Below are 20,915 nucleotides of genomic sequence, written 5' to 3'. Positions count from 1 at the left end.
TTAATGCTATACTTAGGTAACATTTCAGTTATTCAGGACTTACGCATTTTCATGGTAAAAACACTATATATACCATAGTGCTATAGTTTTAATTTACTATATATAGTGGCTTTGCGTAAGTCCTGTTATTAAGTAATTAACACTGACTTTATCACCTTTTTACTAATAATTAGGGCTTGCTGATTAATTCTTAAAGTATTGATAAATAAAGGCTAAAGCCTTTTTGGGGTTCAAGGGGGTGCCAGCTTTTCGGTGCAAAAAGCTCATGCATGCTAGTATTTTCGGCTGACTATGGTAGAAAAATCCCAAATTGACAAAACTTAGCTCCTACCTCCTCGCTCCCAAGCCATTTCTTCTGTTTCCTGTCTCCTGTCTCCTGTCTCCTACCTCAGCAAAAAGACTTTCCATACGCAAACCCTAATTAGCAAGTTAATGTTAGAGCTGATTTGTAAACTTAGCTAAAACCCTTATTTCATCTAACTCTCAGGAATTTAGGCATTATATCATGTCCGAAGGCAATCGTTTGTGTAAAAGTTGGCGTGGATATTTGCAGGAAATTTAAGTTTTTTTCTTGCCTTCCGGAGCTGTTGCCTATTTACTATACAAGACCGATGCTACCGGACATGATATTATTGGACTATAACTCCCAAAACCCTTGTATTGCCAGAAATTCAGCCTCTTAATATTTACTTTATAAATCAGCTCTTAATTATTCTTATGTTTACTTCTCTATAGGAACTTTGCATACAACGTCCCTACCCACTCCCCCTAATGGCAGGGCTAATTCTTTGTGTTCACAGAATATTAAGTTAGAAATACATTTAATTGTGCTACTGGAGTGGCACACCTAAAACTGTGCACTCTGATTTTTGTTTCTAGGTGTCTTTTTCTCCCCCTAACCCTACATTCCCCTCCAGGGAGGGGCGCGCAGGTGGATACCTACCTACACTTCCCACACTCCCCACACTTCCCACACTCCCCACACTTCCCCTCTAGGGAGGGGCGCGCGGGCTTGATTTATTACTTAATAACTGAAGTGTTCAATCACTATAGAATTATTTTGAGGAATTAATATAATATTATTAATTATAACTTTAAAAGTCGTTAATTTAACTACTATACTATTTGTATAATGTCAGTAGTAATATATCTAGACTTCATAGCGATCATTATTTAAAATATTACTGAATTATACCAGTTTGAAAAAAGAATTCTATAAAAAGTGCATCTCGACTGGATATGCTTAAGAATGACTTATCCAGTTGATTTAAGATGGTTATATCTATTGTTTTCCCTTTTTTTTTGACATTTTTCCTTCTTCCTTTTTGCTTCTTCCTTCTTTTTGACTTCTACTATTTGTAACAAATGTTGATCAAATTGGTATTATACTGATTACTTAATAACTAAAATCATCAATAACCGTAGCATTATTTTTTTATTTCAAATTAAATAATTTTTAGAGATTGGGAGATAGAGAGAATATATATGAGCGTGTTTTTTTAGTGCTACCGATAGCGATAATTTCATCGGTCGGCAATTATCCAAATATGATATTACAAATTATAAAATTTCAATAGAGCTGTTATACTAAGTTTTAATTAAATTATTACTTATATATTACTTATAGAAAGTATGTCCCTAGACTTAAATACTGTTTTATCAAACTATATACTTATAGTTGATGATGTGCCTATTAATTTAAGACTTTTGTCAATCTTGCTCCAGCGTAACGGCTATAAAGTTAAGGCAGAATTAAGTGGCAAAACTGCTCTAGAGACAATTAGAGCTAATCCTCCTAATTTAATATTACTAGATATAATGATGCCAGAAATGGATGGCTATGAAGTTTGTCAACAACTAAAAACTTTAGATGAACTTTATGATATTCCAGTAATTTTTATTAGTTCTTTAGATCAAACTTTAGATAAAGTTAAAGCTTTTGAAGTAGGAGCCGTTGATTATATTACTAAACCTTTTCAAAGTGAAGAAGTTTTAGCGCGAGTTAAAAATCAATTAACAATTAGTTCCTTACAAGCACAACTACATGAAAAAAACCAAGAATTGACAGACCAGAATCTACAATTACAAGCAGAAATAGCAGAAAAAGAAAGAGCAGAAATAGAAATTAGGTTTTTATTAGAAACAACTCAATCTATCAATAATGCCGATGATTTTCATTCTGCGTTAGGAATTATTCTTAAGTCTTGTTGCCAACTAATTAATTGGGATTTTAGTGAAGCATGGATTCCTAATAATGTTACTAATGTACTTGAATATAGTCAAGTTTGGTATGCTAGAGATCCTAATTTATACCAATTTGGAACTCAAAGTTCAAAGCTAACTTTTAGCTATAATAATAGTTTGCCTGGTAAGATTTGGGCATCCCAAAAACCACAGTGGATAGAAGATTTTTCAACTGAGTCAAAAGTAGCTGCAGAAATGGGATTAAAAGCAGCTTTTGGAGTGCCAATTATTGCGGATAATCAGGCATTAGCAGTCTTGATTTTCTTTAAAAAAAAAGTTATTTCTTTCCCACTTTATCCGATCAAATTAATTCAGGCAGTAGCTACCCAATTAGCCTCTTTAGTCCAACGTAAGCAAGCAGAAGAAGCTCTCCGAATTGCAGAACAACGATACCATGGTATCGTAGAAAATGCTGTTGATGGTATTTTTCAATCCACTCCTAGTGGACGTTTTATTAGTGCAAATATGGCACTAGCAAGAATTTATGGTTATCATTCACCAGAAGAGTTACTCAAAGATATTAAAGATGTTTCTCGGCAGTTATATGTCAAGACTAACCGTAGGCAAGAATTTGTAGCAGCAATTAGAGTAGATAATGCTGTATATAATTTTGAGTCCTTAATATATCGCAAAGATGGTCAGACAATTTGGATTTCTGAAAATGCTCGTGCTGTACATGACTCTCAGGGGAAACTGTTGTATTATGAGGGCACTGTTTCTGATATTACTGAGCGGAAAATGGCGCAGGAAGCTTTGAAGTTTCAGCAAGAACAAATGGAACAGTTGTTGCTAAATATTTTGCCAGCTAAAATTGCTCAACGTCTACAACAAGAGCAAAGGGCGATCGCTGATAGTTTTGATGATGTGAGTGTTTTATTTGCTGACTTGGTGGGGTTTACTGAGTTTTGCTCAAATGTTTCTCCCGTTGAACTTGTAAATTTTCTGAATTTGATTTTTTCTGAGTTTGACCGACTAACTAAAAAACATCGTTTAGAGAAAATCAAAACTATTGGGGATGCTTATATGGTAGTTGGGGGTTTGCTAATTCAGCTAGATAAGCATTTGGAGGCGATCGCTAATATGGGACTAGATATGCAGGTTAGTTTTGATGATCTATGCGATCGGCTAGAAAAACCTTTGACTCTGCGAATTGGTATCCATGTCGGGCCTGTGGTTGCTGGAGTTATTGGTCAAACTAAATTTATCTATGATTTGTGGGGCGATACTGTAAATATTGCATCTAGGATGGAGTCTAGTGGTATTGCTAGTGAAATTCAAGTTACTAATGTTGTATATCAGCGACTCCAGAAAAAATTTGTATTTGAAGAGCGGGGTAAGATATCAATCAAAGGAAAAGGAGGTATGACTACTTATTTTCTTAAGGGCAAAATAGAGGGATGTTAACGCGTGTCAGAAGTCATATCATGTCCGGTAGCATCGGTATTGTATAGCAAAGGTAGGCAACAGCTCCGGAAGGCAACAGCTCCGGAAGGCAACAGCTCCGGAAGGCTTAAGACAAGAAAAAAACTTAAATTCCCTGTAGATATCCACGCTAACTTTTACACAAACGATTGCCTTCGGACATGATATCAGAAGTCAGATAGGGAAGCTGTCGGATTGGGGAGGTACAGAAGTTAACCCACCCCTAGCCCCTCCCCCGACCGTGGAGGGGAAGTAGGGGATTTGAGCAACTCTCCAAAAACCCGATCGCCTTAAAAGGCGGGGTTGCGCGACCCATATTATTTTGATAAATAGACATCTCCAGAAAATAAATCTTTTAACTAGAGCAAGCTAAGGATACGAAAAATTCACCCTAAAAAATCCTTTTTCGTGCCTTTTTCATAAAAATATCTTATATCATGTCCGGATAATTAGTTATAAAAAAACTTTCTCCTTCAACTCCAGTTCTTCCTCTTCCTTCTTCCTTCTTCTTTCTTCTCTCCTGACTCCTGACTCCTGACTCCTGACTCCTCCGTAGTTGTTTATTTATCACTGTTCAACCGGACATGATATTACCTGTTGCCTTCCGGAGCAGATGAGCTGTTGCCTACTTACTATACAAGACCGATGCTACCGGACATGATATAACCGGATTTTATATCATATCTACCTAGTTATATCAGGAGAGAAGAAGAAGGAAGTTGGAAAAATCTTACTTTGCCTAAGTTTTAAGCTTTTAATCTATCCTAACCTTTCCTTCAACTGCTATACCTTAAGTTTTTGCCGATCGCTATTTGCGGATGCTGCAAGCTGGTAAACACTATTTAATAACCACCAGGTTCTTCTTCATATTCTGGCATCTTAGTTTTCTGAGGAATATTTACACGAGGTGCTTGATAGGGTTTTGGAGCCTCATCATCAGCCCAGGCATCTTTTTCTATATCTTCGTCATATTCATATTCTGCAGCAGGTTTATATTCTTTCTGTTCATATTTCTCCTCTTCATACTCATATCCGTCTGACTCTCCCCAATTATCTTCTTCATACTGATCATAAGTAGGTTTTTGTCTTACCTGACGGGCGACTGGTGGTGCAACAACCGCTTCTGTCTCATAATAATCTTCATAAACTGCCTCTCGCTCTAGCTGACGTGGAGGGGGAGCAACTTCTTGTTCATAGTAGTCATCATAAACAGGTTCAGGTTCAACTACTCTAGGTCTTCTGGGTTCTGGCTCTGCCCAATCTTCATCCCATGCTTCTTGAGTTGACGGTGCTACTGTACGAATAGGTTCCTGAGTAGCTGGTTGTCCTGTACCTAATTGATTATCAGGTTTCACAGTGGGAGGATAATATAATCCATCTTCCTCTTTTTGCCAAGGTGCTTCTCCTAAACCTAAACGTTCTAATACTCCCACTGTTAACTGTTTGAGTTTTTCTTCAGAACCTTCAAACACAATCAGCCGATTTGGCCCACTACTAACAATTTCATCAATTGAGAGTTCATAAGTGCTAATAACTTGCTCTGGAATTTGTGGTATACCAATAGAAGCAATAATCAATGACAAAACTTTGCCATCTGTAGTATCAAACTTGAAACCCCGAACTCGGCCTAATAGTTCACCATTTTCTGTCAGGACTTCGCTATTAATTAGACTACTATAAGCTTCAGGATCAATATCTTCTTCCACAACTTCTTCGTCATCTACCAAAATAACATCGCCTATTTCACGGATATTTTCGAGAAACATAAACTTAGGTATTCCAGCTACGGCTAATATATTGTCCCGTAGTCCAATAGCTACTACCTCCCGTCTATCAACGTCTACCCATAACTGGCTTACTACTCCTAGGCGCTTACCTTTATCACGGGTGATTATTTGAGTCCCTAACAGATCGGAGCGTTGCCAAATTTGTTCAAATGTCATTATTGTTTAATCCCGATTATTAATAATAAGTCAAAAGTCAAAAGTCAAAAGTCAAAAGTCAAAAGTTAAAAGTTAAGAACAATTAATAATTTCCATATTGTAATTTATCATTGACATCCTCCCGAAGCTGCTCTCTGAGAAAGCAGTCCAAATTCAAAAGTTAAGATAAATTACTAATTTCTATATTGTAATTTATCGGCCTTGAATCCACAGGAGCTTATTCTCACTGCTGTACAATACCTATACAATTCCGGCACTCATTGGGTAAAACCTGGTAATGCAAGTCTTAGATGTTTGCTTCTTGCTTCAACCTGGGAGGCCGCCCTCTTCCAGTTCACAAGCGTAAATTCGGGTACAGCCTACCCCCTAGCATTCTCATTAACTTCCCCATACTGAGATAACACCAGTGCCGCATTCAAGTCCCGGTCTATTCTCATTCCGCAGTGAGGACAGTTAAAAGTACGGTCTTTTAGCTTTAATTCTTGGTTAATACAACCACAATTATGACAAGTTTTGGATGATGGAAACCACTGGTCAGCTAGCACTACTGTCCCACCAGAGCTTACGATTTTGGTTGTCAATCGTTGTCTAAATTCATAAAATCCAAGCCTTGCTATTGATGCTGCCAATTTACCATTTTGCATCATCCCTTTCACATTTAAACTCTCTAAGCAGACGTGCTTAACTTTACCCACTAATTTTGTAGTAGTTTTCTCTATGAAATCCCTGCGCACGTTCTTCACACGGTCATGGTACTTCGCGAGTTTTTTGTAATATTTAATAGCATTTTTTGAAGGTTGTTTACCTTTACCTCCTAGTTGTTTCTTCCGATTACGCCATTGAAATTTAGCCATTTTTAATTGCTCTAGTTTAATAGAGTCTGGGAGACTTACAACTTCGGAGTCCCTCTTTTCTTGCTTTGCTATACTGGCAAATTGTTTGACCCCAACATCTATACCAAAAGTTTCGTATTGCCGCTCATCTAATAGAGGATGAACTGGCAACTGCTCGGCTTCAATTGCTTTAACTAACAAACCATTTTTCCCCTGTTCTACTAATAGTAAAAGTATGGCTTGCTGTGGTGTAAGGAATTGATTCCCATAATTGAAAAGTTTTAATATGTTGGTATTTTAATTTTTTTACCAGGACTAATAGTTACTTTTCCATTACCGTCATAAACAGTAAAAGATTGTCTGTCTTTTTTCCTTTTCAATTTAGGATATTTACTGGTTCCCTATTTCGGTTTAAATGCTTCACCTAGATGTTGAAAAGCACTTTGGTAAATGCGAGAGGAATAATTATTAGCCCAGGTATATTGTGGTTGCTTTTTTACATAGTTAGTAAAGACTTTTTTAGCTTCTAAAATGCGTAATTTGTAACTCAAGCTAACTTTCTGACCACCCTTGTTAACTTTGGTCATGGCAGAAGTTGCATTAACCATATTGAGGCCATAGTTGTAAACAAAACGGGCACGGGCCAGCACATTGAGCCATTTTTGATTGCTCTTGGTTACTGAGTTTTAATTCGAGTTTTTTGGCGTACAATCAAATCACCTCCAACCACATTGTCAACTATTTTTTTGGCTAAGTCCAAAAAATACCCATCAGATGTGTCAGTTATTACCGGAAATTGCCATAGATATTGATACTAGCAATCAGCTCCTGACTCCTGTAGGGACATTAACGATAGTTGTGTACCAGCAAACCGCTACCCTTGTCTCCTGTCTTCTGTCTCCTGTCTCCTTCTTCAATAGATTTAATCTTTAGTCATTTTAATCCCTAAAACTTGGGTATGAGCGCCCCTAGCTTGGGTAACGCCGATAGTACGATCGGATGATTCCATCATTGGCCTCCGTAGACTGACAACTATAAATTGAGCTTGTTGTGCCTGTTGTTTAATCATTTTAGCTAATCGCTCCACATTTGCCCCATCTAAAAACATATCCACTTCATCAAAGGCATAAAAAGGAGATGGACGATAACGCTGTAAGGCAAATATAAAGCTTAAAGCTGTCAAAGATTTTTCTCCCCCAGACATAGAGGCTAATCTTTGCACTGGTTTTCCTTTGGGGTGGGCTACTAAATTTAACCCACTGTTGAATGGGTCTTCTGTATCATCTAACTGTAGATAACCATCTCCTTCAGAAAGTTGGGCAAAAATGGTCTGAAAATTTTCATTCACAGCATTGAAAGCCTCAAAAAATGAACGTTGTCTCAAAGTAGTAAAGTTTTCTATTCTTAACAACAACTCCGTCCGCTCTCCTTCCAGAGTAGCTAACTTTTGACTTAGCTCTTCTAAACGTTTTTGGGTTTGGTCATATTCTTCCAGGGCCAACATATTTACAGGTTCTAGGGCCTGAAGTTGTTTCTGTAGCGATCGCACCTCCTTATCTAATTCTCCTATTTTAATATTTTCCGGCACTTCTGGCACTTGTTCGGGTAATTCTGCCTTTTGTTCTTCTAACTGAGTCCGCAAAGCCACTAACTGTTCCCGACGTCCTTCCTGAGATTCTTGGAGTTTTTGTAGTTGCCATTCTAATTGCTGTTTAGCTAAATAAAGTTCTCGCAGACTTGCCTCTGCTTGGTCTCTTTTTTGTTTTTCTGTGCCTAATTTTTCTTCTACTTTGGCCATACCTGCTTTAATTTCAGCAATTTGCTCGTCTACAACCGATAATTGACTATTTATATCTTTAATATTTTCCCTAGCTGCTAATTCTTGCTCTTGATATTCTGACTGTCTACGAGAAATAGCTTCTACCTTTTCTTGTAAAAGTCTTTGTTGATTTTCCAACTCCTGAAATTGTTGTTGAGCAGCTCGCCAATTACTCTCCCGCTCTTGCAATACAGTTTCCTGAGACCTAATCATCTCCTGCATTTGTTGCCACTCACTGTGAGTATGAGACTTTTCCAACTCAGCCAAAGTTTGCTTTAACTCTGTTAATTGGACTTCTCGTGCCGGAATTTCTTGGTCTAAGAATGTTAATCTTGTCCGAGCATTGGCCAGTTCTCGTTCATTTTTCTGTAATTGCCCTTGTCCTTGCTCCTGTTGTTTCCTCAATTTTTGCAATTCTGACTCAATTTGCTCCACTTTGAGCTGAGTTTCTCTAAAATACTGCTTCCCTTCCATCAAAGCTTGCGATCGCTCCTTCACATCCTCCTTTCTCTGAGAAATCTCTACCTGACAGCGCTCCAAAACAATATCTATTTCCTGGAGGCGCTGGCGATGAACTTCCATTTCCCCTATTTCTGCCGACTCATTACCATCAACTGTACCAAAATGCAAGCTACCAGAACGACGGGACACACTTCCCCCAGTCATCGCCCCACTGGTCTCCAATATTTCCCCATCCAGAGTAACAATTCGATGTTTACCCAAATACTTCCGAGCATTTGCCAAAGTATCAAATACCACGGTGGAGCCAAACACATAAGCAAAAATATTCTGATAACGAGAGTCGCAGTCAATCAAATTTACCGCATAATCAATAAACCCCGCTGCCCCCCAACGCAAACTATCATCCCGGTTCAGACGAGGAGACCGAATTTTATTCAAAGGTAAAAATGTCATTCTCCCAGCTCTTTGCCGCTTCAAAAATTCAATCCCGGCAGCTCCCACTGCATCATTTTCTACCACCATATTTCCCAGGCGTCCTCCGGCAGCAATTTCTAAAGCCAACTGATATTTTGGTTCTACTCTCCCCAGTTGTGCCACTAAACCACAAATGCCAGAAATACCAGACTGTTGCAGCATTTTTGTGGCATAAGTTCCCGAAGCTTCTTGAACTGCCTGTTGTTGGGCTTCTAATTTATCTAGTTTCCGCTGTCTTTCCCTTTGTTCTTGGAGGAGGCGAGTTTGAGTATCTTGTTGAATTTGCAGGTCTTGTTCTACTGCTGCTAATTGTTTGGTCAAGGATTCTACTTGATAATTGGCGGTCTCTCTTGACTTTTCTATTTTTTTATGGTAAGTATTTTGATTTTCTATTTCTACCGCCAGGGCGGCCATGGACTCTTGCTGTTCTTGGATTTGCTTTTCTAGCTGATGTATTTGTTCCCTAACTCTTGCTTGTTCGGTAAGTTGGGGGTTGAGGGTTTGTTGTAGGGTTTCAATTTGATGATGAAGTTGGGCTTGTTCTTGTATCCAAGCTTCAGCAGTAGAGGCAATGGCACTAGCTGACTCTCGTTGTTGGTTAAGAGTTTCCCGTGCTTGGTTGCGAGTGGTCTCTAGAGATTCGACTTCTTGAGCTTGAACAATTTTGTTTGTGGCTAATATTTCCAGATTTTGTTGATGTTTCTGTATTTCTTGTTGGAGTTGGCTGAGGTTATTGATGGTTTGCTCAATTGTGGTTTCTAATTCTTTATGCTTTTGTTTGAGTTGACGGCGGTCAGCTTCTTGGGTGGCGAGGGTTGATTGTAGGGCTAAAAGTTCTTCTTCTCCCAAAGCTTTTACTTGGACATTGAGTTGGTCTAGCTCGGTTTGGGCCTGTTGAATTTCGGTTTGTTTGGTTTGAATATTTTGGTTAATTTCTGTGGCAGAGCGATCGCCTGATTCTATATTTTCTCTAAGTTTCCATTCTTGTTTTTGGAGATTTTGCCATTTAAGAATTGTTTGCCAGAGACTCTTTTGTTCTAGTTGACCCCGCAATTCTTGATATTTTTGAGCTTTTACGCAGTCTTGAGAAAGACGGTCACATTGTTTTTTCAGTTCTTTTTCTACAATGCCACTCTTTTCTTCTTGTTCTTTCACCAAGTCTAATTTATCTTTGGCCAAGGTAATTTTTCTGTCAAATTGAGCCACACCTGCCATTTCATCAATAATTTCCCGACGTTCGCGAGACTTCATGGAAATAATGCTGGTTACGTCACCCTGAAGCACAACGTTATATCCTTCGGCGTAGACCCGGAGTTGATTTAGTTGTTCGTGGAGTTCGGTCAGGGTGCATGGTTGCTCATTCATATAATAAGTGGAGGTGTAAGTCCCTTGTTTAGTTACTCGGAGGCGGCGGGAAATACTCCACTCACTTAATGAATGAAAAGATGAAGCTATCTCAAATGGATCTTCAGATTCTGGAGTATTTGCTCCATTTTCTATTACTTCTGGTGGATTTTCTGTAGTTGTTTGGGTTTCTGACTGTGAAGGTTCGGGGTCTTCGTACCCATTTAGACTTGTTTCTACATCTTCTAAATCAAAAGTGACTTTAACTATAGTTTCAACAGTTTTGCGTCCTGCTAATTTGTTATTAACTAGGTCTGGTAGGCGTTCGGCTCTCATACCTTTGGAAGTAGATAGGCCCAGGCAGAATAAAAGTGCGTCGAGAATATTGGATTTGCCAGAACCATTAGGCCCAGAAACCACAGTAAATCCAGGCAGCAACGGAATAGTAGTAGTGCCACCGAAAGATTTAAAGTTTGTGAGTTCCAGGCGTTTGATATGAACCATGAAGGCCAGTTTGTGGACTGGATAGATTTTAGGCTTTTAATTATTCTAGACATTATAGACAGGACTTGGGATTTGTGGAATGGGCATCTTGCCCGTTCGAGATATTTTGCCGTTCGAGATATTTGCCCGTTTCAGATATTTTGCCGTTCGAGATATTTGCCCGTTCGAGATATTTTGCCCGTTCGAGATATTTTGCCCGTTCGAGATATTTTGCCGTTCGAGATATTTTGCCCGTTCGAGATATTTTGCCCGTTCGAGATATTTTGCCGTTCGAGATATTTTGCCCGTTCGAGATATTTTGCCGTTCGAGATATTTTGCCGTTTCAGATATTTTGCCGTTCGAGATATTTGCCCGTTTCAGATATTTGCCCGTTTCAGATATTTGCCCGTTCCAGATATTTGCCCGTTCCAGATATTTGCCCGTTCCAGATATTTTGCCGTTTCAGATATTTTGCCGTTTCAGATATTTGCCCGTTCGAGATATTTTGCCGTTCGAGATATTTTGCCGTTTCAGATATTTTGCCGTTTCAGATATTTGCCCGTTTCAGATATTTGCCCGTTCCAGATATTTGCCCGTTCCAGATATTTGCCCGTTCCAGATATTTTGCCGTTCCAAATATTTTGCCGTTCCAGATATTTTGCCGTTCCAAATATTTGCCCGTTCCAGATATTTTGCCGTTCCAAATATTTGCCCGTTCCAGATATTTTGCCGTTCCAAATATTTGCCCGTTCCAGATATTTTGCCGTTCGAGATATTTTGCCGTTCCAAATATTTTGCCGTTCGAGATATTTTGCCGTTCGAGATATTTTGCCGTTCGAGATATTTTCGGGACAGGCAGGATGGAGACAGGCAGGATGCCTGCTCCCACTTAACTTACCACTTATATTCATCCCGCCCTTTAGCAATGCCTGCATTAACTAATTGACATCCTCCCCGGCCTGAAGGCACGGGGGATTCCTACCGAGCCGTAGCTCCTCGGCGAGTTGACGTTTCATTGGCTGCTGCTGCCAGATGCGGTAGTCTTGCGCTTGCCTCCACGTCCGTTTAGCGTCTCGGACTGCCCGCCCGCGACTAATATATTTATTGCTGCATTCTCGTCTCTATCATGTTTTGCACCGCAGTTGAGACACTCCCATTCTCGCACCTTAAGGTCTAGCTTGCCACCTTTAAAGCCACAATTTGAGCAAATTTGAGAAGTAGGCTCCCAACGATTAATTACTCTAAAATCACTACCATATTTTTCTGCTTTTCCTTCTAGGAATGTTCTGAAAGTTCTCCAACCTAAATCAGATATTGCTCTAGATAATTTACGGTTCTTAATCATACCAGAAACGTTTAAATCTTCTAAAACAACTGTTTGGTTTTCACGAATTATTTTAGTAGATAATTTATGTAGAAAATCTGTCAAGCGTATCTTTTAGTTTGGCATGAAATTTAGCTACTCTAACCCGTGCTTTTTCATACCTTTTTGACCCTTTAGTTTTATGAGATAATGACTTACTTAACTTTCTTAATTTCTTAATTCGTTCCTTCAGTGGCTTAGGAGCATCAACCTTTGTACCATCGCTAAATGTAGCAAAAGTTTTAATACCTAAATCTATACCTACTGAATTATCAGTTTTAGGTAAGATTTCTGGTTGTATTTCTACTACAAAACTCAAGAAATATCTATGGGCGGAATCTTTGATTACTGTTACTGATGATGGAGCAGCAGGTAACTCCCTTGACCAAACTATTTTTAGTTTTCCAATCTTAGCTAAATAAACTTTATGCTGACCAATCTTAAAGCCACCCTTTCTAAACCTAGCGGTCTGTTTTGATTTCCTACTTTTAAATTTAGGAGGTTTAACAGGCTTACCTTTTCTCTGGCCTTTTGTTGACTTAAAAAAGTTTTGATAAGCTTGGTTTAAATCATTCAATGATTGCTGCAATGGTATGTTAGAAACCTCTGACAACCATTCTCTTTCTTCAGTCTTTTTAGCTTGAGTAATAAAAAGCTTTTGTAGTTCTGATAAGTCAGATTTCTTTTCTCCTGATTTATACCTCTGTTGGCAGTAAGCTAGACTATCATTCCAAACCACACGGACACAGCCAAATAGCTTGGCGCTCTCGGTATTTTTGTCCCGGGGTTGGATATATACGGTACTTAAATCTAGCTTTCATAACTTGACTTTTGCTCCTAACAAAATGATAGCATATTTATTGAAAAAAAATCAACCCACAATAAAAAGTCGCCCTTCTAGGGCGAGGCTTGAGACCCATTTTTTCGGTCAAAAGTCAGAATTCAAAAGTCAGAAGTAAGAAGTTATTTTTGTAACGGGAATTTGAGCAAGGCTCCAAAAATATTGCGCCTTAAAAGGCAGGGTTTTAGACCCATATTATTTTGATAAGAATTTTTGCTTAGTTTTGATTCAGTGGTTTTATTGCGAATATCGCAATAAGAATTTTTGCTTACTTCTACAACATTTGCTTTTGTTGCGTATGGCGCAATAGGAGTTTTTACTCAAGATTTGCTTTTGTTGCGTATGGCGCAATAGGAGTTTTTACTCAAGATTTGCTTTTGTTGCGTATGGCGCAATAGGAGTTTTTACTCAAGATTTGCTTTTGTTGCGTATGGCGCAATAGGAGTTTTTACTCAAGATTTGCTTTTGTTGCGTATGGCGCAATAGGAGTTTTTACTCAAGATTTGCTTTTGTTGCGTATGGCGCAATAGGAGTTTTTACTCAGAATTTGCTTTTGTTGCGTATGGCGCAATAGAAATTTTTACTCAGAATTTGCTTTTGTTGCGTATGGCGCAATAGGAGTTTTTGCTCAGAATTTGCTTTTGTTGCGTATGGCGCAATAGGAGTTTTTGCTCAACATTATGTGCGGAAACTGCTGTAACTATTGGACAATAGTATAGAACATCAATAATCGCCAAACACAGCGATCGCTAATCAGCACAGCAATAACTATTGGACAATAGATAAATCATCAATCATCGCCAAACACAGCGATCGCTAATCAGCACAGCAATAACTATTGGACAATAGATAAATCATCAATCATCGCCAAACACAGCGATCGCTAATCAGCACAGCAATAACTATTGGACAATAGATAAATCATCAATCATCGCCAAACACAGCGATCGCTAATCAGCACAGCAATAACTATTGGACAATAGATAAATCATCAATCATCGCCAAACACAGCGATCGCTACTCAGCAGAGCAATAACTATTGGACAATAGATCAAACATTAATAATGGCGAAATAGAGCGATCGCTACTCAGCAGAGCAATAACTATTGGACAATAGATAAATCATCAATCATCGCCAAACACAGCGATCGCTAATCAGTAGAGCAATAACTATTGGACAATAGATCAAACATTAATAATGGCGAAATAGAGCGATCGCTACTCAGCAGAGCAATAACTATTGGACAATAGATCAAACATTAATAATGGCGAAATAGAGCGATCGCTACTCAGCAGAGCAATAACTATTGGACAATAGATAAATCATCAATAATCGCCAAACACAGCGATCGCTAATCAGTAGAACAATAACTATTGGACAATAGATCAAACATTAATAATGGCGAAACAGAGCGATCGCTACTCAGCAGAGCAATAACTATTGGACAATAGATCAAACATTAATAATGGCGAAACAGAGCGATCGCTACTCAGCAGAGCAATAACTATTGGACAATAGATAAATCATCAATAATCGCCAAACACAGCGATCGCTAATCAGTAGAACAATAACTATTGGACAATAGATCAAACATTAATAATGGCGAAACAGAGCGATCGCTAATCAGTAGAACAATAACTATTGGACAATAGATCAAACATTAATAATGGCGAAACAGAGCGATATAGCTGCGGCATGGATGTTCTATCGCTACTTCCATGCAACAAAGCCCTATCTTTTTGGCATATTTCCCGCGTAAAAAAAGGCAGGGTAAGGATTAAAAAAAAAAGGCCATGAGAGACTTAGGTGAAAAATTCCTCCCTTTTAACCGATCGCATCCATTCACTTCCCTAGAGGATGTGTTGCGATCGCTCTCAATAACTCGATCACATTTAATTGCTTCCCAACCCACCATTAGTATCTCTAGACTATTCAATAACAGAGTAAGTAAGGGTTTGATAGTCGCGATCACCTTTTAGTCACACAGATAATATTATATACAATATAGCCTAAAAAAAAATCCCCCAACGGCACCGTTCAACTGGTGAATCAATCCATACTGCTCTAGACAATTACAATAATAATGGTCTTTTCTAATTGTATATCTGCTAATTCTTGCTCTTGATATTCTGACTGCTGACGGGAAGAAGCTTCTACCTTTTCTTGTAAAAGCTGTTGTTGATTTTCCAACTCCTGAAGTTGTTGTTGGATACCTCGCTAAGTAGCCTTCCGCTCTTGCAAAACCTAAAAAAATAACGGGAGGAAGTACGCAGCGCCTGTTTTAACGGCTGGTTGAATAACGACACGCGGATTTTAACCCGTAGTAAAAATCTGCTATACATGCTATACTAGATATAGCAAGTAAGAACAAGGTTTGTCGCCATGACATGACCGCGCTTTGCGGTGAAATTCCGGTGGACAGGAGACGGGGAATTAATTTCCTACGACGGCTGAATGCGAGCGCATTCCGCAGGAAAAGCAAGCAGGCAGCTAAAGCAGCGAGAAGATTGCTCCAACCAGCGCGAGTAAAACCACTCGTGAAAGCTAAAAAAAGTAAGCTCACAGCTAGATTTTGGTCTATGCCGAGGAGTTTAGAAGTCTGCCCTTCAGGCTGTAAGCAAATGTGGATTGATCCCATTTGCGGTGGGTAAACCACGGAATCCAGGGTGTTTCAACCCCTGGAGATGTCAATGATTCCTGAGACTGGGTCATATCAAATCAGGTTAAACAGTTACAGATTGGTTAGGTCTTTAGGAGTCAACCCACCCCTCCTGCTCCCAGGAGGGAGAGTCAGGAGTCAGGAAGAGAGAGAATCACAAAGATGAGCGTAGTTATGACGATTCGAGATTTTTTTTATGTCCAATTAAACGAATTTGATATGATATCAAATCCGTTTAATTCGGCACGTAAAAAATGTTCCATCTTCAACCATTACCAAATATTTCTCTATATTCCCCTCCAGGGAGGGGGAGGGGCGAGGGGTGGGTTCCCCATCTCCCCACCTCCCTACCTCCCTATCTCCCCATCTCCCCATCTAATTACACCGATGCTACCGGATTTGATATCAGACCTTGCATCTGCTGCCACTCACTGTGAGTGTGAAATTTTTCTAACTCGGTTGCATCCGCTTTTTCAGTAGTTTTTACTAACTGTGAATCAATAATATTAGGATTTCCAATTTTGGCGTTGGTAAAGCGCGTGTATGATACTAATCTTAATTACTTAGGAGTCAGGAGTCAGTCCTCAGGAGTCAGTCCTCAGGAGTCAGGAGGGAAGAAAGAAGAAGAAACCCCGAGTATAAGGAGAAAGTTTTTTGGTCGGGTAAGCGGAACAGAGTTTTATCGCGCTCTTATCCGGACAGATATCATACCTCTTTTCACCAACGCCCCAATTTTATAAATTCAACAAATAGATGATATCAAATCCGCTCGGGTTCGGTCTAAAAAAATGTTCCACCTGAGCGCCATTGCCAAATCTTTATCTGCTCTATAAAACTGATACAAAGCGTTACATAACGTGACAATTTGATGTTTACTTCCTCCTCATCTGCTTCATAAAACCGATATAAAACGTCATAAAATGACATTTTACTGTTTACTTCCTGCTTCTTGTGAGGCCGTCGGCGGCTACTCATCCACAGGCATTCACGGTCAAGCCGACCGCATCTCTCAAATTAATACTAGCGTTTAAATCTCTATCTATTGACAACCCACACTTCTTGCAATCATAAGTTCTCAGCTCCAAGGGCATATCTTGAACATGACCGCAGTTCGAGCAAGTCTTTGAGGATGGGAAAAATCTATCAATGACTACCAACTCAGATCCGTACCATTGACACTTATATTCTAGCTCCCCACCTTCCCCACAGATGAATCTAATTACACCAATGGATTTGATATAACTTCTGCCATTCTCATAAACCCACAATCATCTGTCAATTACCTCATTATTTGTCTGTTTGTCAATGATCTTGATGAAAATTAATATTATGAAGATTCGATTAAGGGGAAACTCGTATTTATGAAGATTCGATGAAGATTCTATGTTTCATAGCATCTTTATCGAAAACTAGTGATATACCTAAAGAATGAAGACATTTGAGGAATAAAAATAAACAGTCATGGATCAAAATCAGGGTAGTAACAATACGGATGTATATGGACCTTTTTTAACGCCCATTGTCTCAACTGACAAAGAGGATTACGCGCCTGGTGAAACGGCAGTAATTACCGGGAGCGGGTATACGCCTAATTCAGAGGTGATAGTTGAGATTACAGATGACCCGGATGATCCGGGGGATGATGGTGATGTAGATGTGTATGAACCTATCAAAGCCACTGTGGATGAATTTGGTGAATTTACGGCCGAGTGGTTTGTGCCCATTGATAATAATAGTACTGGCAGTGGTCCCCCCGATGCCTTAAATGCGACGTTGAATTTGACAGCAACGGGAGTGGGTGCCGATAGCATATTTTTTACACCTGATGACGAGATAGCATCAACAACCTTTACCGATGCCTTACCCCTAACGCCTCCGGTACAAACTTATTTTGTGCCCCTACGGGAAGACGATGTATTCACGTCTTTTGACACTATCCAACCCAATACCGACGGAGACATCAACACAATCATCTCAGTCGCCATCGCCGCAGATAACACAATTATTTACTACGACCATTGGGAAGACGGTTATGAAGCTGATGTACTAAATCCCGCAGTTCCAGGAACTGGAATAGGAATCTGGGGAGACCAAGATATTACTAACGGAATTTCACCATTAGCAGATACGGATGGTGATGGAATAGTCGATGTTGACAGAAACCAAGACAACGTTTTGGATGCTCTGGATGATGTCCATTTTGGTGGCGATGCAATGGTACTTGAGAATTTCGTACCAATTGTGCGACAAAATCCCGATGGCACAATCAACGGTGACCTAGATCTATATGATGCCAGCGATCGAATTCAGGCCACCTTCCCCATTGCCGTAACCCGTGGTGCTTATCCTGAAATAGCAGGTAGCTTCAACCCAGGTACTGTGCTAGCTGGTGCTGTAGAAGTACTGGATACAGATACCTGGGGTACTGAATTTGTGATGCCAGTGGGTGAGGATGTCCCAGGAACAAGTGGCACCGAAGCATTTGAGTACACAGGCCTCTATGTGATGGCTGGAGAAGACAACACCGAAGTTTTCCTCAACAATGTTTCTCAAGGACTGCTCGACACCGGCGAAAATTTTGTGGTGCGGGTAAATCAAGGAGATCATATAACAACAAGTTCTCCGGTACAAGCAGGCCTAGTGACTGGAGACATTGGCTCAGAGTGGGAAGTGCGCTTTTACTCCCTGGCTCCACTAGCGGATTGGTCAAACGACTACTACACCCCTGTTGGCGATGGTGTTGAGAGCGGTAATGGCAATGATGGTCCAACCCAAGTGTGGTTGTACAACCCAGATACAGACAATGATATTACAGTTTCCTACGACTTCTTCGGTGGTAGTAGCCCTGATGGAACTATTACAGTGCCAGCAGGGAGTACAGCCTTAAGTCCAGCAATCCCCGATGGTTCAGGAGGTCGCTTCTTTACTGCAGGAGGAGAAGACTTTTTCGCTCTCACTCAGACAGACAGTACTGGCGGAACTGATAATAGCGGCAGGACATTTGACTGGGGGCATCCTTTAACCGCGGCTAATCAACTTACCTCCCAAGCTCTGATTGGCTGGGGTTATGGTAATACTCAAAATAACCCCAGTTTTGATAGTTTCAATGTGGTCTGGGTAACTGCCCTCGAAGATGCAACTATTAATATTGATTTCGACGGTGATGGCGTTGTTGACAATACTGTCTCTGTGTCTGCTCTCGAAAGCATTAAGATTGTTGATGATAGCTCTGTTTATTCAGGAGCTGAAGACGATCAGGATATGACGGGGGCGATTATTTTTGCAGCCGATCCTAGTAATGATCTGAGCAATCCCGTTGATATTGCGGTAGCTTGGGGTCAGAGTCCTGCTGACACTGATGGACCAGGCACTGCGGATCAAGGTCGTTCTCTTGATTTAGGTACAGTGATACCTGCCCTACCTATTGTAGAAGCAGGAAAAACTTCTCAACTAGAAACTGATGCTGATGGCGACGGAGAGATTAGTCCTGGGGATACCTTACTATACTCGATCAATATTGTCAATATTGGTCAAGTAGATTTACCTGCTGGGTCTTTCAACGTTCTCGACTTCTTCTCGCCAGTATTTGATGATGCGACCTATGTGCTGAACTCTACTGAGTATGATGACAATGGGGACGGCATTCCAGACTCACCAATTGCTGATGTTGGTAGTACTGCTTTTCCATTAGATGAAAGTGGGTTTACCAACACTGTCGCTTTACCCAAAGGTGGTAACCAAATTATTACCTTCAAGGTGAAGATTGATGAGTTTGGGGACTTGACAGCAGGTACAGACACCATTATCAACCAAGGTGTGTTAAGGCCGCCAGGAGGTGGCGATCCCCTTGATGAGTTTGAAACAGAAGACCCACTGAACTTTGAACCAGCTATAGAAATTCAAAAGACTGTTGCTTCGGGTCATGACAATGGTGCTTCCTTTGGCAGCAGTGGTGAATTAATTACAGGCGCTCCTGGTGCTGAGGTTACCTACTACTTCAAGGTGACTAACACTGGCGCAACTGATCTCAACAGTATTGAAATTGATGATAATGACTTAGGCATAAGCATCAATGACCTAACGCTATTGAGTGGAACTCCTGGAGATGGTTTAGCTCCTGGTGATATGGCAGTCTACTTCTATGAGACTACTATTAATGGTGACTTAATTAATACGGCTACAACAACAGCTAATCCTACCTATGCAGATGGCACCGACTTAGATGTAGATGGCGATGGTCAAGATAACGATGACGTTACTGATGATGACACTGCTGAGGTTGAGGAGATACCCAATGGCTCCATATCCGGTACAGTCTTTGAAGATACTGATAACAATGATACAGGTGATACTCCTCTAGAAGGCGTCACTATAACGTTGCTGGATGACCAGGGCGCTACCGTAGACACTACAACAACTGATGCCAATGGAGACTATATATTCACAGATGTCGCTCCTGGTGACTACCAGGTTGTGGAAACTAATCTACCTGGTTATCAAGATGTGAGTGAGGTAGATGGTGGAAATGACGGTGGTGATGATACAGATGGCGGTAACAACAATATCGTTAACAACATCCCAGTTATTCTCACACCTGGTGAAAATGATACTGGTAACGACTTTGTAGATGAGCAAGTAGGCACCATATCAGGTACAGTTTTTGAAGATACTGATAATGATGGTACAGGTGATACTACTCTAGAAGGTGTAACTGTAACCTTGCTAGATGACCAAGGCCAGACTGTAGACACTACAACTACAGGTTCAGACGGTACATACTCATTTACAGATGTAGAACCTGGTAACTACGAGGTGGTGCAAACAAACCTACCTGGTTATCAAGATGTGAGTGAAGTCGATGGTCAAAATGACGGTGGTGATGACACAGATGGTGGTAGCAACAATATCGCTAACAACATCCCAGTGATCTTAGACCCTGGTGAAAATGATACTGGTAACGACTTTGTGGATGAGCAAGTAGGCACCATATCAGGTACCGTTTTTGAAGATACTGATAACAATGGTA

15 protein-coding genes are annotated in these 20,915 nt (G+C 40.1%); 2 read left to right on the top strand and 13 right to left on the bottom strand.

Going from position 1 to position 20,915, the window contains the following annotated elements; all coding sequences use genetic code 11:
• Positions 1–1,632 precede the first annotated feature (1,632 nt).
• Positions 1,633–3,648, top strand: a complete 2,016-nt coding sequence (locus F6K23_RS31590; protein WP_293163441.1) for an adenylate/guanylate cyclase domain-containing protein — start codon at positions 1,633–1,635, stop codon at positions 3,646–3,648.
• An 860-nt stretch (positions 3,649–4,508) separates the two neighbouring features.
• Here F6K23_RS31590 and F6K23_RS31585 read toward each other — a convergent pair.
• The 13 genes from F6K23_RS31585 to F6K23_RS31535 all read right to left on the bottom strand — a co-directional run bounded on the left by F6K23_RS31585 (position 4,509) and on the right by F6K23_RS31535 (position 17,157).
• Positions 4,509–5,609 (bottom strand): PRC-barrel domain-containing protein, encoded by a 1,101-nt coding sequence (locus F6K23_RS31585; RefSeq protein ID WP_293163438.1) that lies wholly within the window; start codon positions 5,607–5,609, stop codon positions 4,509–4,511.
• Between the two features lie 359 nt (positions 5,610–5,968).
• A complete protein-coding gene (locus tag F6K23_RS31580) occupies positions 5,969–6,643 on the bottom strand; it encodes a transposase (protein ID WP_293163435.1) in 675 nt (224 codons plus the stop codon).
• A gap of 200 nt (positions 6,644–6,843) precedes the next feature.
• Entirely contained in the window at positions 6,844–7,092 is a 249-nt protein-coding gene (locus tag F6K23_RS31575; RefSeq protein ID WP_293163433.1) for a hypothetical protein, read from the bottom strand.
• Positions 7,093–7,364: 272 nt separating this feature from the next.
• Positions 7,365–11,045 (bottom strand): chromosome segregation protein SMC, encoded by a 3,681-nt coding sequence (gene smc, locus F6K23_RS31570; RefSeq protein ID WP_293163431.1) that lies wholly within the window; start codon positions 11,043–11,045, stop codon positions 7,365–7,367.
• 510 nt (positions 11,046–11,555) lie between these two features.
• Complete coding sequence (locus F6K23_RS31565; protein WP_293163428.1) at positions 11,556–11,936, bottom strand: hypothetical protein; 381 nt, start codon at positions 11,934–11,936, stop codon at positions 11,556–11,558.
• A gap of 101 nt (positions 11,937–12,037) precedes the next feature.
• Complete coding sequence (locus F6K23_RS42325; protein WP_367267877.1) at positions 12,038–12,454, bottom strand: RNA-guided endonuclease InsQ/TnpB family protein; 417 nt, start codon at positions 12,452–12,454, stop codon at positions 12,038–12,040.
• On the bottom strand, positions 12,435–13,127 hold the full coding sequence (locus F6K23_RS42320; RefSeq protein ID WP_367267876.1) for an RNA-guided endonuclease InsQ/TnpB family protein: 693 nt from the start codon (positions 13,125–13,127) through the stop codon (positions 12,435–12,437). The genes F6K23_RS42325 and F6K23_RS42320 overlap by 20 nt, the downstream gene beginning before the upstream one ends.
• Positions 13,114–13,209: a helix-turn-helix domain-containing protein gene (locus F6K23_RS42315; protein WP_293124264.1), complete on the bottom strand. Its 96-nt coding sequence runs from the start codon at positions 13,207–13,209 to the stop codon at positions 13,114–13,116. The genes F6K23_RS42320 and F6K23_RS42315 overlap by 14 nt, the downstream gene beginning before the upstream one ends.
• Before the next feature lie 1,798 nt (positions 13,210–15,007).
• On the bottom strand, positions 15,008–15,145 hold the full coding sequence (locus F6K23_RS31555; RefSeq protein WP_293163425.1) for a hypothetical protein: 138 nt from the start codon (positions 15,143–15,145) through the stop codon (positions 15,008–15,010).
• Positions 15,146–15,294: 149 nt separating this feature from the next.
• A complete protein-coding gene (locus tag F6K23_RS31550) occupies positions 15,295–15,420 on the bottom strand; it encodes a hypothetical protein (protein ID WP_293163422.1) in 126 nt (41 codons plus the stop codon).
• Between the two features lie 694 nt (positions 15,421–16,114).
• A complete protein-coding gene (locus tag F6K23_RS31545; protein WP_293163419.1) occupies positions 16,115–16,264 on the bottom strand; it encodes a hypothetical protein in 150 nt (49 codons plus the stop codon).
• Between the two features lie 405 nt (positions 16,265–16,669).
• Entirely contained in the window at positions 16,670–16,864 is a 195-nt protein-coding gene (locus F6K23_RS31540) for a hypothetical protein (RefSeq protein WP_293163416.1), read from the bottom strand.
• Positions 16,861–17,157: a zinc ribbon domain-containing protein gene (locus F6K23_RS31535; RefSeq protein WP_367267875.1), complete on the bottom strand. Its 297-nt coding sequence runs from the start codon at positions 17,155–17,157 to the stop codon at positions 16,861–16,863. Before F6K23_RS31535 ends, F6K23_RS31540 begins: the two co-directional genes overlap by 4 nt.
• 193 nt (positions 17,158–17,350) lie before the next feature.
• On the opposite strand from F6K23_RS31535, the gene F6K23_RS31530 reads away from it, so the two are divergent.
• Positions 17,351–20,915, top strand: a 3,565-nt coding sequence (locus F6K23_RS31530) for an SdrD B-like domain-containing protein (protein ID WP_293163414.1), incomplete at its 3' end; no start/stop codon positions are given.

Source organism: Okeania sp. SIO2C9 (genome assembly GCF_010672455.1).
Taxonomy (GTDB): Bacteria; Cyanobacteriota; Cyanobacteriia; order Cyanobacteriales; family Microcoleaceae; genus Okeania.
The sequence above is the reverse complement of the archived record's forward strand: the minus strand, read 5'-3'. Positions and strand labels throughout refer to the sequence as shown.